General features: G+C 67.9%; 14 protein-coding genes. 8 read left to right on the top strand and 6 right to left on the bottom strand.

Annotation, left to right across the window (positions count from 1 at the left end; translation table 11 throughout):
• Positions 1-28 precede the first annotated feature (28 nt).
• Both GPA22_RS17195 and GPA22_RS17200 read right to left on the bottom strand, forming a co-directional pair.
• Positions 29-619: a DUF4276 family protein gene (locus tag GPA22_RS17195; protein WP_169257281.1), complete on the bottom strand. Its 591-nt coding sequence runs from the start codon at positions 617-619 to the stop codon at positions 29-31.
• On the bottom strand, positions 619-1815 hold the full coding sequence (locus GPA22_RS17200) for an AAA family ATPase (RefSeq protein ID WP_169257282.1): 1197 nt from the start codon (positions 1813-1815) through the stop codon (positions 619-621). Before GPA22_RS17200 ends, GPA22_RS17195 begins: the two co-directional genes overlap by 1 nt.
• A 633-nt stretch (positions 1816-2448) precedes the next feature.
• Between GPA22_RS17200 and GPA22_RS17205 the strand changes: the two genes are divergently transcribed.
• Positions 2449-3585: a S8 family serine peptidase gene (locus GPA22_RS17205; protein ID WP_169257283.1), complete on the top strand. Its 1137-nt coding sequence runs from the start codon at positions 2449-2451 to the stop codon at positions 3583-3585.
• Between the two features lie 136 nt (positions 3586-3721).
• Here GPA22_RS17205 and GPA22_RS17210 read toward each other — a convergent pair whose 3' ends face one another.
• From GPA22_RS17210 to GPA22_RS17220, 3 genes are read right to left on the bottom strand one after another with little or no spacing between them, the layout of a single operon-like run.
• Complete coding sequence (locus tag GPA22_RS17210; protein ID WP_169257284.1) at positions 3722-4366, bottom strand: DUF4124 domain-containing protein; 645 nt, start codon at positions 4364-4366, stop codon at positions 3722-3724.
• 17 nt (positions 4367-4383) lie between these two features.
• Positions 4384-4785, bottom strand: coding sequence for a DUF488 domain-containing protein (locus GPA22_RS17215; RefSeq protein ID WP_169257285.1), 402 nt, complete (start codon positions 4783-4785; stop codon positions 4384-4386).
• Positions 4786-4817: 32 nt separating this feature from the next.
• A complete protein-coding gene (locus tag GPA22_RS17220) occupies positions 4818-5609 on the bottom strand; it encodes an EcsC family protein (RefSeq protein ID WP_169257286.1) in 792 nt (263 codons plus the stop codon).
• A 188-nt stretch (positions 5610-5797) separates the two neighbouring features.
• Between GPA22_RS17220 and GPA22_RS17225 the strand changes: the two genes are divergently transcribed.
• From GPA22_RS17225 to GPA22_RS17250, 6 genes are all read left to right on the top strand, one after another.
• Entirely contained in the window at positions 5798-7027 is a 1230-nt protein-coding gene (locus tag GPA22_RS17225) for an Eco57I restriction-modification methylase domain-containing protein (RefSeq protein ID WP_169257287.1), read from the top strand.
• Between the two features lie 92 nt (positions 7028-7119).
• Entirely contained in the window at positions 7120-8412 is a 1293-nt protein-coding gene (gene gshA, locus GPA22_RS17230; RefSeq protein WP_169257288.1) for a glutamate--cysteine ligase, read from the top strand.
• A 9-nt stretch (positions 8413-8421) separates the two neighbouring features.
• Entirely contained in the window at positions 8422-9378 is a 957-nt protein-coding gene (gene gshB / locus GPA22_RS17235; RefSeq protein WP_169257289.1) for a glutathione synthase, read from the top strand.
• Positions 9375-10430: an FAD:protein FMN transferase gene (locus GPA22_RS17240; protein WP_169257290.1), complete on the top strand. Its 1056-nt coding sequence runs from the start codon at positions 9375-9377 to the stop codon at positions 10428-10430. The genes gshB and GPA22_RS17240 overlap by 4 nt, the downstream gene beginning before the upstream one ends.
• Positions 10430-11326 (top strand): DMT family transporter, encoded by an 897-nt coding sequence (locus GPA22_RS17245; RefSeq protein WP_169257291.1) that lies wholly within the window; start codon positions 10430-10432, stop codon positions 11324-11326. The genes GPA22_RS17240 and GPA22_RS17245 overlap by 1 nt, the downstream gene beginning before the upstream one ends.
• A gap of 60 nt (positions 11327-11386) precedes the next feature.
• Positions 11387-11992 (top strand): 2-hydroxychromene-2-carboxylate isomerase, encoded by a 606-nt coding sequence (locus GPA22_RS17250; protein ID WP_169257292.1) that lies wholly within the window; start codon positions 11387-11389, stop codon positions 11990-11992.
• A gap of 18 nt (positions 11993-12010) precedes the next feature.
• Here the strand turns inward: GPA22_RS17250 and GPA22_RS17255 are convergent, their stop codons facing one another.
• Positions 12011-12664, bottom strand: a complete 654-nt coding sequence (locus tag GPA22_RS17255) for a hypothetical protein (RefSeq protein ID WP_169257293.1) — start codon at positions 12662-12664, stop codon at positions 12011-12013.
• Positions 12665-12729: 65 nt separating this feature from the next.
• On the opposite strand from GPA22_RS17255, the gene GPA22_RS17260 reads away from it, so the two are divergent.
• The gene (locus tag GPA22_RS17260) at positions 12730-14661 is read left to right on the top strand and encodes an ATP-binding cassette domain-containing protein (RefSeq protein ID WP_169257294.1); all 1932 of its coding nucleotides are present in this window, start codon (positions 12730-12732) and stop codon (positions 14659-14661) included.
• The last annotated feature ends 34 nt before the right edge of the window (positions 14662-14695 follow it).

The following is a 14695-nucleotide window of genomic DNA, read 5'->3' on the forward strand; positions in this document are numbered from 1 at the left end:
TCGACAGACTAGGGCGACGTGGCGTTCTTTAAGGAGCAATTTTCTCGTTACGGATGTCGGCGGCCACGCGGCGAACGCCTTCTACGAAGACATGCAGGCTGCGTGAAAGATTGTTGTCCGGCTCAAGATGCTGAGCCATCGCGCGGGCGCCGCCGATCTTTTGGAACGACGGCACGAGGCGCTTCACCTCCGCAGATGGTTTGTTCCACTCGTCTGGATGGGCATAACGCTTGCGGTTTGCAGGGCTGTCGGCCTTGCGGGCGTCGAAGGCTGCGGCAAGAGCCCGTAGATCGCCAAGGTACCAACTTTCCAGTTCCTGGCAGACTAACCGTACTAGCGTTTGCGGACGACCTGCGTGTTTGCACAAGGTTTGCAACCGGGCTTTCAGGGCTACGCAATCAGCACCGTCGTTGTCGCGCACAATGACGAATCGATCGCCAGGAAATCTCCAGGCGGCCAGCTTGCGAGGAATGCTGCGGTCCAGATCGCTCTTGCCTTCATGAGGTACGCACTGGAAATGCAGCCCGTCCACCCAGTCGGGAAATAGGCGCGGTAACCAGTCATCCAACAGCGCCTTCATGGACGGTTCTTCGAGCAGAAAGACGATGCGCCCCTGCATCAGCTTACATCCTTGTTGACGCCTTCGAAGAGTCCCTGCTTCCATAGGTAGCCAGGGAGGTCGCCGGCCTCATATAGGGCGCGCAGATTTTCGGAATCGCTGGCACGAGTTATGGTCGTGAAGCCATGTGCCTTGCGTAGGCAGTAGATCTCGCCAAGGACGAGCGCGTTGAGGAAATCTGGTGAGTGTGTAGAGATGAATACCTGACCGCCGCGTTCGGCGTAGTCGCGGAACTCCTCGGCCAGTTCGGGAAGAAGTTCAGGATAGAGCTGGTTTTCGGGTTCTTCGATCGCCAGCAGCGGGTAGGGCTTTGGATCATTTAGCAGCACGAGGTAGGCGAACATCTTAATTGTGCCGTCGGAGACGTAGCGTGCAATAAACGGATCCTTAAAGCTGCCGTCCTGAAAGCGCAGCACCAATCGGCCGTCTTCGGTCTGCTTGGGTTCGACGATCGAAACCCCAGGTACTCGCCGCTTCATTGCATCGAGCACGCGCTCGAAGCGATCGCGGTGATGTTCGTAGAGAAAATTGGCGACCAGTGGCAGATTGTCGCCGCGCGTCGAGAGGTGTTCTGCAAATCCGTCTTCTTGGCTTGGGCGGGCATCGGAGACGTGAAAATCCGAGATGTGCCAATTTTCAATCATGAGCCGGAATGCGCTGGCGGCCTTGAAGCGCTCAAATTGCCCAAGGCCCTTGATAGCGAGAATGTCCGGGGCATCCAATTCCTGCTCTTCTCGTGTGAGATCCTCATCCTTCTTGGAAAAATCCTCCTCGTTGGTGATGGCGTAGCCCTTGCCACGAGAAAAATCGAGAAAGCGGAAAGGCGCTCCGTAGGCGCCACGCTTGTATCGCAGCACTTCACGTTCGACGACGGGCCGCCCCTCCTTGCCAGGGGCGATCTTGAGCGCGTACGTGACGAGCCGTTCTCGGCCCGTTATCTCCAAGCGGAATTGAAGGGTCAGTTCGATCGGCTCGCGTGCGAAACCTCGGCTTGCCACTTCACGATAGCCGCCGCGCTTTGACAATGCTTTGCTCACGTTCATCGACAGTGCATCCTTTAGAAAGGAAAACACATCAAATAGCGTGGATTTTCCGGTCCCGTTGGCACCTACCAACACGCACAGTCGCGGGATGCCTTCCAGACGGGCATCCCTGAACAGTCTGTAGTTTTTGATAACGATTGATTCGATCTGCATGGCCTGTTTCCGGGGCTGACAGTTGTTTGAAACGTGCGCGGAAGTCCGTTGCAAGGGACTTCATTGAATGATCCGCCCGACGAGCAATGGATCCTTTCGTCACGCGCCTGTCAAGGGGCGAAAGTGCGATTTCGACAGGTTCAGTCCGAAGGATATGGGTAGCCGGGTCAATATATCGACCAAGGCCTAATTTAAAATGGTTTCCGCCGACTTATAAAGGGTTGAAATAACGACCGGCTGTGTGATCGAGTTTGCTGACCAGATCCCGCACTGCGCCGTAGGCAGTCGTGACCGGTCTGTCTGTCTGTGTTCGACCCAGCATGTAGCTGGTGCCGCCGCCGCTGGGCGCACAACACAGAGCCCGCGGTGCGTACCAGATGCCGCTGCAAAATCCTGTTGCGGCACGCGTCAGCAGATCTGCGTCCTCGGTTTGTGCCCACAAGCGCCGGTGGGCTGCCGCGCGGCGCTCACAAATTATGACACTAAAATGTTTGCGCCGTTGTGCGGAACGCCGCACGATTGCCGGGTTTTTGCTCGCGCAGGGCAGTCTTTGCGCGCAAAGTTAAAGTGCCCGGCCGTACCGGCCGGCGATGCGGAGCGGCGTCTCCGCCCAGCGATCGAACGGAGCGGAAAATGAGGAACGGAATACTTGCGGCGGCCGTGATCTGCACACTCGCCGGCATGAGCGGCGGTGTTGCGGCGCAGACGCCGCCGGCGAATCTCGGGGTGTCGGTGGAAGTGCGCGAAGAGGTGCGCAACAGCTTCATCTTCGTGCTGCGTGACGACGTTCCCGCGAACGAGGTGGGGCGCCACGCCAACGCGCTGGCGGCCGGGGCGGGCGGCCGGGTCACGCATGTCTACACTGCGGCGATCAAGGGTTTTGCGGCGAAGCTGCCCGACGAGGCGGCGGCGCGCATGCTCGCGGCGAACCCGCGGATCGCTTCCTACGAGCCCGACGCCATCGCCTACGCGTTTGCCAAGCCGGGCACGTCCGTGAGCTATCCCTGCACTGCGCCGCAAACGCCGAAGGGCATCACACGCGTCGGCGGCGGGGAGCCGGCACCGGCCAACCACAAGGCGTGGGTCATCGATACGGGCATCGACTTCGAGCACCCGGACCTGAACGTCGATACCGTCCTGAGCAAGAGCTTCCTGCTGCGCCGGAGCTCGGCGGACGACGGCAACGGGCACGGTACCCATGTCGCGGGCACGATCGGTGCGTGGGACAACGGTTGCGACGTCGTCGGCGTCGCGGCCGGAGCGAGGCTGGTCGCGGTGCGCGTGCTCGACAACAACGGTTCCGGCACTTATTCGGGGGTGATTGCAGGCGTCGATTATGTGGCTGCCAACGCGCAGGCCGGCGACGTCGCGAACATGAGTCTGGGCGGGGGATTCAGCGCGACGCTCAACGCGGCGGTCGAAAACGCAGCAGGGAAGGGCATCTTCTTCGCGCTCGCGGCGGGCAACGAGAGCGACGAGGCGGCGAAATACTCGCCGGCGAGCGCGAAGGGGTCGAACATCTACACGGTGTCGGCGGTCGACTCGGGCGACAACTTCGCGTGGTTCTCCAACCACGGCGATCCCATCAAATGCGCTGCGCCGGGCGTGGACGTCGTGTCGACGCGCAAGGGCGGCGGCGTGACCACGATGTCGGGCACGTCGATGGCGGCGCCCCACGTCGCCGGGCTGCTCCTGTGGGGCACGCCGAACTTTAGCGGCAGCGCGAACAACGATCCCGACGGCAGCCCCGATCCGATCTGTCACCGCTGAGGCGCGAGCGCACGTCCGGCGAAAATGAGGCGATCGCTGCCGCCGGGCGACGCTCGCTGAGGGGCCGAGCGGGGCGGCTCGCCCGGCCGTACAAGGTCATGGGGTCATGGGGTCATGGGGTCATGGGGTCACGGCTTCATGGGCACTTCAGCACCTTGCCCATGAAGCGGCAGGGGCCGTTCGGACTGTGGAGCGTGCCGCGCCGATCCTTCTGGTAGTGGTTGCCGGCGCTGTCCCAGCAGTCGGACCCCTGGCAGCGCGTGTCGCGGCCGGCCAGCGCCGCCGATCGGTGTACCGGCGCCAGCTCCTGCCGTACGACGACATTCCTGCGCACTTCCACGCGGTCCGGCTCCTTCATGCCGCACGCGCCGAACATCGCCGAGCGCTTCGCGTCGATCGCCGCCTGGTTGTTCGGATTGGTGCGCGTTTCGCTCTCGTAGTACCAGCGCGCGTCCTCGCAGGCTTTCGAATCGAAGCGCGTGGCCTGCAGGTCGGCCTGTGTCCGTCCCGTGGCGTCCGCCGGCGAGGCCTGCTGCTGTTCGCGCAGCTTCTCCCGCAGCTCCTGCACTTCGTTACGCAGCGCCTGCTCGCGGCTGGCCGAGGAGTCGAGGGTATTCGGTGTCACGTCGATCTCCCGGCCGGTCGCCTTGCCGTGGCAGGGCACGTCCGAGAACGTGATCCTGCCCGTGCCGTCCTCGACGCAGCGATAAACCTGGGCCTGGGCGCCGGCAACGAGGCCCAGCGCCAGCAGCAGGGTGATCGGCAGTGTGCGGGCTTTCATGGTCGCCTCCGTTGGTCTCAACCCGCGGTGATCGCGGCGCCGTGCTCGGCGAGCAGCGCGCGCAGCACCGAGCGATGGCAGTGCGCCTCGTCGGCGCAGTAGCAGCCGACCGAGAAGTTCGTCTGGTGCGACAGCGCGGCGAGCACATCGAGCGAGCGGCTGTTGTCGGGCGTGCTCATTTCGCCGCGGTAGCGTTTCACGAAGGCCTGCCACTCGCCCGCGTCCTGAGTCTGCTGGGCCTGCTGCGCGAGCTTCATCGTTTCGACGCTGGGCGCGAGGTTGGGATACCACACGTCGTACCAGTTCTGCGACGCGAACTCGGCTTTCGGCACGCCGCGCGGCGGGCGGCGCACGGTGCCGATGCGCAGGCCTTCGTCGGCCGCGCGCGGCGTGCCCAGGCGGACGATGCGCAGGACCATGGCTTTTTCTCCTTTTTCCATGCGCGCCGGGCTCACCGGCGCGCGGCAATCTCGTTATACACCCGTCGTACCTCGTCCGGGCCATAGCGGCGTTCGAGCCGGCGGACGATGAAGTGGCCGCGCGCCATGTCCTGGAAGTGGTCGATGAACACGGTGTTCACCAGCGCCCCGCCGACCGCGCCGAGCACGGGCACGGCCTGCGCGGCGACTTTCTGCGACACGGTGACCGAGAAGCGCGACGCGACCTGCGCGATGAGGCGCACGATGACCGGCGCGCCCTGCTGCACGGCGCCCTGCTGGGCAAGAAAGCGCGCGGCCTCGGACACCGCCTTCGCCATCGCCGCGCGGGCGGTGAAGTAGGCGGTTTCGGCCGCGTCGTCGCCGGCCGCGCGCCCGCCCAGCGCGAGCACCTGCAGGCATTGCAGGCGCGTGTCGACGCTGCGCAGGTCCTCGCCTTCGCTGCGCGCGATGTCGGCGATCGAGCGCAGCATGATCGCCGTCGACAGCGGCAGCTCGACCGCCAGCGCGGCGAGCCCGAACGCTCCGCCGGCCGCGCCCGTCGTGCCGACGGCCAGCTTGTGGAGGCGGTTGGCCGGGCCGGTGGCGCGCGCGTGGTCGAGCGTGTGCAGCGCGACGTGAAGCGCGCCCTCGATGGCCTTGCGCGCCGCGCCCATCACCGCGCTGTTCCAGGATTTCGGCAGCATGTCGAAGCCGCGCTCGATCGGCGAGCCGAGGGCGTTGCTGATGCGCGCGGCAAGGCCCGGATGCTCCAGCAGCGCCTTCGCGGTGCGTAGATCCTCGATGTCGGTGGTCGTCAGTGTCATGCCTCTCCCTGCGTCGTGCCCTCGGCTACCCCGCACATTGGATGCGTGCGCCCCGGCGCGGGTTCGCCCGCGATGCCGACGATTGCGCGCCGCGCCGCGGACGTTTATCTTCCACCGGTTTCGCTTCGAGTGCACGAATCCATGAGGAAGATCCGCCCGCTGCCCGACAACCGGGAACGAACGCCCACATGAGTGTGCTCGCGCCCGCGCGCCCGCGCGATGTCGCCGTGCTCGGCCAGGTGTTCACGCCCGAGGCGGTCGTGCGCGCGATGCTCGCGCTGCGCCGCCGGCACGGCCGCGTGCTGGAGCCGTCCTGCGGCGACGGCGCCTTCCTGCGCCACCTGCCGGGCGCGGTCGGCATCGAGTACGACGCCGCACACTGCCCGCCCGGCGCGACGAACCTGGATTTCTTCGCGTATCCGGCGAGCGAGCGCTTCGACACGATCATCGGCAATCCGCCCTACGTGCGCTTCCAGGACATCCCCGCCGCGACGCGCGCGCTGCTGCACGACGAGCATTTCGACGGGCGCTCCAACCTGTACCTGTTCTTCATCGAGAAGTGCCTGCGCCACCTCGCGCCCGGCGGCGAGCTGATCTTCATCACGCCGCGCGACTTCCTCAAGGTGACGTCGGCGGTGAAGCTCAACCGCCTGATGATGGCGAGCGGCACGATCACCGACGCGATCGAGCTCGGCGACGCGCGCGTGTTCGACGACGCGGTGCCGAACTGCCTGATCTGGCGCTTCGAGAAGGACCGCTTCGAGCGCAGCGTGCGCTACGCCGAGATCGGCGTCGCCGACCGCCTCGCCGATGCGCTCGCGGCGCCGGCGTGGCAGACGCGCCACCTCGTCGAATGCGCCGGCCACCTGATGTTCGCGCGCGGCGACTACCCGCTGCGGCTCTCCGACGTCGCCTTCGTGAAGGTCGGCGCCGTGTCCGGGGCGGACGACCTGTATACGGACGCCGCCGCCGGCAACCGCGACTTCGTCTGCTCGGAAACCGTCAAGACCGGGCGCACCCGGCGCATGCTGTGGGTGGAGCCGGGCGATCCGCCGCCGGCGGCGCTCGTGCCGCACAAGGCGCGCCTGATCGCGCGCCGCGTGAGCAATTTTGACGAGCGCAACTGGTGGCAGTGGGGGCGCGGCTATTTCCAGTCCGGGCGCCCGCGCGTGTATGTGAATGGGCGCACGCGCCGGCCGCAGCCCTTCTTCCTGCACGACTGCGCGCACTACGACGGTGCCGTGCTGGCGGTGTTCCCGCGGCGCGAGGACGTCGATCTCGCGGCCTTCCGCGACGCCCTCAATGCCGTCGACTGGGGCGATCTCGGCTTCGTGTGCGACGGGCGCTACCTCTTCACCCAGCGCAGCCTCGAGAACGCGCCCCTGCCCGAGCACTTTCGTGTCTTTGTAACGGTCTGAATCCCTGCGGGGATCGGCTGTTGTAGTATTCGTGCAAATCCATCGCCGCAGGCTGTGCGGTCTGCCGTGAATCTTTTCGGGAAAATTCCAAAATGGTCCCTCACCTTACGACGGCCCTGACCGGTCCGCTGCTGGAACTGGAGAAGCACTTCCTCGGTCATGCCACCGAGATCGAGCGCTGGATGCGCGTGCAGTGGCAGGATCATATGCCGCCCTTCTACGCGTCGACCGACCTGCGCAATTCGGGCTTCAAGCTCGCGCCGGTCGACCTCAACCTCTTCCCCGGCGGCTGGAACAACATCAATGACGTGTTCATGCCGCTGTGCGTGCAGGCGGCGCAGGACGCGATCGAGCGCATCTGCCCCGACGCGCGCCAGCTGCTGCTGGTGCCCGAGAACCACACGCGCAACCAGTTCTACCTGCAGAACGTCGCGAAGCTCGTGTCGGTGCTGCAGCTCACCGGGCTCGACGTGCGCGTCGGTTCGCTGCTGCCCGAGATCACCGCGCCGACGACGCTGGAGCTCGCCAACGGCGGCAGCCTCACGCTCGAGCCGCTGGTGCGCACCGGCAACCGCGTCGGGCTCGCCGGCTTCAATCCCTGCGCGATCCTGCTCAACAACGATCTCTCCGGCGGCGTGCCGGCGATCTTCAAGGGGCTGGACGAGCAGTGGCTGATCCCGCCGCTGCACGCCGGCTGGCACATGCGGCGCAAGTCGCGCCATGCCGCGGCCTACGACCGCGTCGCGCGCGAGTTCGGCGAGGTGATCGGCATCGACCCGTGGCGCATCAACCCCGAATACGGCGTGTGCAGCCAGATCAACTTCCAGGAGCGCACCGGTGAGGAATGCCTCGCCGCCGAGGTCGACAGCCTGCTCACGCGCATCCGCGCGAAGTACAAGGAATACGAGGTCGACGAGACTCCCTTCGTCGTCGTCAAGGCCGACGCCGGCACCTACGGCATGGGCGTGATGACGGTGCGCGACGCCTCCGAGGTGGTGGGCCTCAACCGCCGCCAGCGCAACAAGATGAGCGTCGTCAAGGAAGGCCTGCAGGTGCAGGAAGTGATCATCCAGGAAGGCGTGCATACCTTCGAGACGGTCGATGACGCGGTCGCCGAGCCGGTCGTGTACATGATGGACCGCTTCGTCGTCGGCGGCTTCTACCGCGTGCATACCGAGCGCGGCCGCGACGAGAACCTCAACGCGCCGGGCATGCACTTCAAGCCGCTGGCGTTCCAGACCTGCTGCTCGCTGCCGGACTGCCGCCAGGCGCCGGACGCCGCGCCGAACCGCTTCTACGCCTACGGCGTGGTCGCGCGGCTGGCGCTGCTCGCCGCCTCGGTCGAGATCGAGGAGACCGAACCCGCCGAAGCCGACGCGGCGTAAAGGGCGGTCATGGCCAACCGTCTCAGGATCGCCTTCATCGTCGACCCGCTCGACCGCCTGAAGGCCTACAAGGATTCGAGCATCGCGATGATGCGCGCGGCGCACGCGCGCGGACACGAGGTGTTCGCGATCGGGCGCGAGGCGCTGACCTGGCGCGACGGCGTCGTCTCGGCGCGCGCGCTGGCGATCCGCCCGACCGCGGACGACCACGCGTGGTACCTGCCGGGCGACGAGGCGGTGCTGCCGCTCACCGCCTTCGACGCGGTGCTGATGCGCCAGGATCCGCCCTTCGACTTCGAGTACGTCACGGCGACCTGGATGCTGGAGCGCGCCGTCGCGGCCGGCGCGCGCGTGTTCAACGATCCGCGCGCGATCCGCGACCACTCGGAGAAGCTCGCGATCTGCGAATTCCCGCAGTTCGCCCCGACGACCCTGATCGCGCGCGACGGCGCCGACGTGCATGCCTTCATCGACGAACTCGGCGACGTGATCCTGAAGCCGCTCGACGGCATGGGCGGCAGCCAGATCTTCCGCGTGCGCGCCGACGACCCGAACCGCAACGTGATCGTCGAGACGCTCACGCACGAAGGCGTGCGCACGATCATGGCGCAGCGTTTCCTGCCGGGGATCGCCGAGGGCGACAAGCGCGTGCTGATCGTCGGCGGCGAAGTCGTGCCGTATTCGCTTGCGCGCATCCCCAAGGCCGGCGAGACGCGCGGCAACCTCGCCGCGGGCGGGCGCGGCGTCGCGATGCCGCTCACCGCGCGCGAACGCGAGATCGCCGAGGCGCTCGCGCCGGTGCTGTGGGGACGCGGCCTGCTGATCGTCGGCCTCGACGTGATCGGCGGGCATCTCACCGAGATCAACGTCACCAGCCCCACCTGCTTCGTCGAGATCGCCGAGCAAAGCGGCTTTTCGGTGGCCGCGCTGCTCGTCGACATGCTCGAGGAGGCGTGCGCCGGATGAGCCTGCGCCAGGTGGCGGGCCGCCTGCGCGCGGCCCTGTTGGTGTTGCTGTGCACGACGCTGCTGGCGGCGTGCACGCGCCCCGAACTGTACAAGCAGGAGGCCTATGTCTTCGGCACGCGCGTCGACCTCACCGTGTATGGCGAGCCGCGCGAGACCGCCGAGGCGGCGATGGCCGAGGTGCTGCGCGAGTTCGACCGCCTGCACCGCGCCTATCACGCATGGCAGCCGTCCGAACTGACGGCGCTGAACGACGCGATCGCGCGCGGCGAAGTCGCGACCGTGTCGAACGAGCTCGCGACCATGCTCACGGACGCGCGCAAGCTGTCGGAGACGGGTGACGGGCTGTTCAATCCGGCGATGGGCGCGCTGATCGAGATGTGGGGCTTCCACGCCGACGAATTCGTCCCGCGCCGCCCCGATCCGGCCGCGCTGCAGGCGGTGCTGCACGCGGCGCCGCGCATGTCCGACCTCATCATCACCGGCAACCAGGTCGAAAGCCGCAATCCGGCGGTCAAGCTCGATCTCGGCGGCTACGCGAAGGGCTACGCGCTCGACCGCGCGGCCGCGATCCTGCACGCCAAAGGCATCGAGAACGCGCTCATCAACATCGGCGGCAACGTCATGGCGCTGGGCAAGAAGGGCGACAGCCCGTGGCGCATCGGCCTGCAGCATCCGCGCGAGCCGCAGCCGCTCGCGACGCTGCCGCTCTACGACGGCGAGGCGATCGGCACGTCGGGCGACTACCAGCGCTACTTCGAGCTCGACGGCAAGCGCTACTCGCACCTCATCGACCCGCGCACCGGCGGTCCCGCGGAGGCGTCGCAGTCGATGAGCGTGCTCGTGACGCCGCGCGAAGGCGCCGGCACGCTGTCCGACGCTGCCAGCAAGCCGCCCTTCATCGCCGGCGACAACTGGCGCGAATACACGCGCCGCTACGGCATCGAGCACGCGCTGCGCGTCGCCGCCGACGGCCGCATCGAAGTCACGCGCGAATTGCGCGCGCGCCTGCAGTTCGCGCCGGGCACTTCACGCGTCATCGTCGTCGACTGATGCCTCCGCTGCGCCCGCAGCTCGATCGCCTCGCGAGCTCGATGATGATCGTGCTGTGCACGATCTGGGGTCTGCAGCAGGCCGCGATCAAGATCACCAACGCGGGCATCTCGCCGCTGTGGCAGGCCGGCTGGCGCTCGGTCGGCGCGGCCCTGCTGGTGCTGCTGTGGGCGCGCCTGCGCGGCGTGAAGCTCGCGCAGGCCGACGGCACCTTCGCGCCCGGCGTCGTCGCCGGCCTGCTGTTCGCCGTGGAATTCGCGCTGATCTTTGCCGCGCTGCAGTACACGAGCGCCTCGCGCGGCGTGATCTTCCTCTACACCGCGCCCTTCCTGGTCGCGGTCGGCGCGGTGTGGCTGCTGCCGCACGAGCACATGCGCCGCGCGCAATGGGTCGGCATGGCGCTCGCGTTCGCGGGCGTGCTGGTGCTGTTCGGCGAGGGCCTGCTGCAGCCGTCCGGGCGGGCGTGGATCGGCGACCTGATGATGCTCGGCGCCGCCGTGGCCTGGGCGGCGACGACGCTGACCGTGAAGGTGAGCGCGCTCGCCCGCGCATCGGCGGAGAAGACGCTGCTGTACCAGCTCGGCGTCTCGGCGCTGACGCTGACGCCGCTGTCGCTCGCCTTCGGCGAGGCGGGCGTGTTCGCGGCCGATGCGCGCGTGTGGGGCGCGTTCACCTTCCAGGTCGTGATCGTCGCCGCAGCCAGCTACCTCGCGTGGTTCTGGCTGATCGCGCAGTATCCGGCGACGCGCCTGTCCTCGTTTTCCTTCCTGACCCCGGTGATGGGTGTGCTCGCAGGCGTCGTCGTGCTCGGCGAAGCGATGACCCCGGCGATCTGGTCCGCGCTCGCGCTGGTCGGCACCGGCATCTGGATCGCCAACCGTCCGGCAGCGGCCTGAGCGGCTGCGGCGCCGATCGGCTACAGTTCCGTCGACCGTCCAAGCGAAGGAGCGTTGGCCATGTCGGGACCGAAGATCGAGTTCTGGTACGAGTTCGCGAGCTCGTATTCCTACCTTTCCGTGATGCGCATCGAGGCGCTGGCGCGCGATGCCGGCGTCGCGGTGGAGTGGAAACCCTTCCTGCTCGGGCCGGTGTTCCTGGCGATGGGCTGGAACGATTCGCCGTTCAACATCTACCCGCCCAAGGGGCGCTACATGTGGCGCGACCTCGCGCGGCTCGCCGACAAGTACGCACTGCCCTTCCGCCTGCCCAGCTGTTTCCCGCGCAACGGCCTGCTCGCGGCGCGCGTCGCGCTGCAGGGCGTGGTGCCGGGCTGGGTCGCGGAGTTCTCGCGCCGGGTGATGCTCGCGAACTTCGCCGAGGACCGCGACATCGGCGATGCGGAGGTGGTCGGCGCGATCCTCGCCGATCTCGGCCTGCCGGCCGGAGAACTGCTCGCCGCCGCCGTCACGGACGACAACAAGCTCGCGCTGCGCCGCCAGACCGAGCGGGCATCCGAGCTGGGGATGTTCGGTGCGCCGAGCTTCCGCGCCGGCGACGAGCTCTTCTGGGGCAACGACCGGCTCGAAGACGCGCTCGCGTGGGCGCGCCGCGCGGCCGGCTGAGCGGCGGTCCGGGCCGCCTCAGTTGGCTGGTTTGACCGCCTTGGACGCGTCCTGCGCGGCGTCCTCGGCCTTGTCGGCTTCGCGCTTGCGGATGCGTTCCTCGTAGCGCGCGCGGTCGCGCGCCGCGGCCTCGGCGCGGGTTTTCGCTTCGGCCTCGACCTGCGCGCGCTCCTTGGCCTTCTGTGCGTCCTTCTGCCTGCGTTCGGCCTTCTGCTGCTCCTGCGCGCGGATCGCGTCGGCCTCGCGCTGGCGGCGCGTGCTCTCCGCCATCGGATCCGGGTGGATCTCGAAGGACTCGGCCGCCGCGGGTTCTGCCGGAACGGTCGGTGCATCGGTGCTGGTGCGCCCGGCTTCGACCGCCATGCGCCGCTTCTCCGCGAGTTCGGTGCGGCTCGCCTCGGCTTCCAGTCCGCGCGCCTTCTTCAGCGCTTCGAGCTGCGCTTCCTTCGCCTGATTGATGCAGCGATTCACCTGGAAACGCTCGTAGCACTTCGGCGTCTCGGCGGCGAGCGTTTCGTTGGCCTTCTGGCGCAGCGTCTTGGCCTCGTCGCGCAGCCTGGCCGCGCGCTCGAACTCGGGGTTGGGGCCCGTGGCGGTGTCGGCGGCAATGGCGCTGCCGCAGGCGAGGGCGAGGGCGAGGGCGAGCAGGAGAGGTGGCAGATGAGGGGGCACGATGTCCGGCGTCGGTCGGGTTCGGGGATGCGTAGAATAACGCCTTTGCCCGAAGATGCGCTGACGTGATCCAGTTCCGTAACCTTCGCCTCGCCCGGGGCGCCAAAGTTCTCGTCGATTCCGCCTCGCTGCAGATCCACCCCGGCTGGCGGGTCGGCCTCACCGGCGCCAACGGCACCGGCAAGTCCAGCCTGTTTGCGCTGCTGCGCGGGCTGTTGCATCAGGACCAGGGCGACCTCGACATCCCCGCCGGCTGGCAGATCGCGCACGTCGCGCAGGAAACGCCGGCCTTGGCGAAGCCGGCGATCGAATACGTGCTCGACGGCGACGCCGAGCTGCGCGAGGTCGAGGCGAAGCTCGCGGCGGCCGAAGCCGCGCACGACGGCGCCCACATCGGCGAGCTGCACGCACGCCTGCACGAGATCGGCGGTTACGCGTCGCGCGCCCGCGCGGCGGCGCTGCTCGATGGCCTGGGCTTCGTCGGCGACGATCCCGAGCGGCCCGTGTCGGATTTCTCCGGCGGCTGGCGCATGCGCCTCAACCTCGCGCAGGCGCTGATGTGCCGTTCGGACCTGCTGCTGCTCGACGAGCCGACCAACCACCTCGACCTCGACGCCGTGCTGTGGCTCGAACAGTGGCTGCGCGACTACCGCGGCACGCTGCTGCTGATCTCGCACGACCGCGAGTTCCTCGACGCCTGCGTCACCCACATCGCGCACATCGAGCAGCAGCGCCTGACGCTCTACACCGGCGGCTACTCGGACTTCGAACGCCAGCGCGCCGAGCGCCTCGCGCAGCAGCAGTCGCTGTTCGAGAAGCAGCAGCGCGAGATCGCGCACATCGAGGACTACATCCGCCGCTTCCGCGCCAAGGCGACCAAGGCGCGCCAGGCGCAGAGCCGCATCAAGGCGCTCGAACGCATGGAGCGCATCGCCGCCGCGCACATCGACAACCCGTTCTCGTTCAGCTTCCGCGAAGGCCCGGCCGCGCCCGACCCGCTGCTGCAGATCGAGGACGGCGCCGTCGCCTATGGCGACCGTACCGTGCTCGACCGCATCCGCCTGACGCTGCGCCCGGGCGAGCGCGTGGGCCTCCTCGGGCGCAACGGCGCCGGCAAGTCGACGCTGATCAAGCTGCTGGCGGGTGAACTGCCGCTCGCCGCGGGCAGCCGCAGCGAAGGCAAGGGCCTCGCGACCGGCTACTTCGCGCAGCACCAGCTCGAAACCCTGCGTCCCGACGAATCGCCGCTGCAGCACATGGTCCGTCTCGACCCGCGCACCCGCGAGCAGGAGCTGCGCGACTACCTCGGCGGCTTCGATTTCCGCGGCGACGGCGTCGGCGGCAGCTCGACCCCGGCGACCACGCCCTGCGGGCCCTTCTCGGGCGGCGAGAAGTCGCGCCTCGCGCTGGCGCTGATGATCTGGCAGCGCCCCAACCTGATGCTGCTCGACGAGCCCACCAACCACCTCGACCTCGAGATGCGCCACGCGCTCACGCTCGCGCTGCAGGACTACGACGGTGGCATGGTGCTGGTGTCGCACGACCGGGCGCTGCTGCGCGCGACCTGCGACCGCTTCCTGCTCGTCGACGACGGCCGCATCCAGCCGTTCGACGGCGACCTCGACGACTACCGCGACTGGCTCGCGACGCGCCGCGCGCAGGCCGCCGAGGCCGCCAAATGCCCCGACCGCGAGGCCGACAAGGCCGCACGCAAGGCCGACCGCGCGCAGTCCGCGGCCGAGCGCCAGGCGCGGCTCGCCGCACGCCGTCCGCTGGTGAAGGAGATCGACCAGCTCGAAAAGAAGCTCGCCGGCTGGCAGGGCGAGAAGAAGCTGCTCGACACGCGCCTCGCCGACCCCGCGCTGTACACGGGCGGCGATTCCGCGCAGCTGCAGACGCTGCTCAAGCGCCAGGCCGAGCTCGCGGGCTGGATCGACGAGGCGGAGCTGCGCTGGCTGGAGATTTCGGAGGCGCTGGAAGCACTGCCGGCCGACTGAGTCGCGAACCCCGCCCGAACCCCTGACGAGGGCT

This window comes from Aromatoleum toluvorans, from assembly GCF_012910905.1.
Taxonomy (GTDB): domain Bacteria; phylum Pseudomonadota; class Gammaproteobacteria; order Burkholderiales; family Rhodocyclaceae; genus Aromatoleum; species Aromatoleum toluvorans.

Excerpts from the sequence above, each read along its gene's own strand:
- GPA22_RS17195 (WP_169257281.1), bottom strand. The coding sequence starts at position 619 with ATGCAGGGGCGCATCGTCTTTCTGCTCGAAGAACCGTCCATGAAGGCG.
- GPA22_RS17200 (WP_169257282.1), bottom strand. The coding sequence starts at position 1,815 with ATGCAGATCGAATCAATCGTTATCAAAAACTACAGACTGTTCAGGGAT.
- GPA22_RS17205 (WP_169257283.1), top strand. The coding sequence starts at position 2,449 with ATGAGGAACGGAATACTTGCGGCGGCCGTGATCTGCACACTCGCCGGC.
- GPA22_RS17210 (WP_169257284.1), bottom strand. The coding sequence starts at position 4,366 with ATGAAAGCCCGCACACTGCCGATCACCCTGCTGCTGGCGCTGGGCCTC.
- GPA22_RS17215 (WP_169257285.1), bottom strand. The coding sequence starts at position 4,785 with ATGGTCCTGCGCATCGTCCGCCTGGGCACGCCGCGCGCGGCCGACGAA.
- GPA22_RS17220 (WP_169257286.1), bottom strand. The coding sequence starts at position 5,609 with ATGACACTGACGACCACCGACATCGAGGATCTACGCACCGCGAAGGCG.
- GPA22_RS17225 (WP_169257287.1), top strand. The coding sequence starts at position 5,798 with ATGAGTGTGCTCGCGCCCGCGCGCCCGCGCGATGTCGCCGTGCTCGGC.
- gshA (WP_169257288.1), top strand. The coding sequence starts at position 7,120 with ATGGTCCCTCACCTTACGACGGCCCTGACCGGTCCGCTGCTGGAACTG.
- gshB (WP_169257289.1), top strand. The coding sequence starts at position 8,422 with ATGGCCAACCGTCTCAGGATCGCCTTCATCGTCGACCCGCTCGACCGC.
- GPA22_RS17240 (WP_169257290.1), top strand. The coding sequence starts at position 9,375 with ATGAGCCTGCGCCAGGTGGCGGGCCGCCTGCGCGCGGCCCTGTTGGTG.
- GPA22_RS17245 (WP_169257291.1), top strand. The coding sequence starts at position 10,430 with ATGCCTCCGCTGCGCCCGCAGCTCGATCGCCTCGCGAGCTCGATGATG.
- GPA22_RS17250 (WP_169257292.1), top strand. The coding sequence starts at position 11,387 with ATGTCGGGACCGAAGATCGAGTTCTGGTACGAGTTCGCGAGCTCGTAT.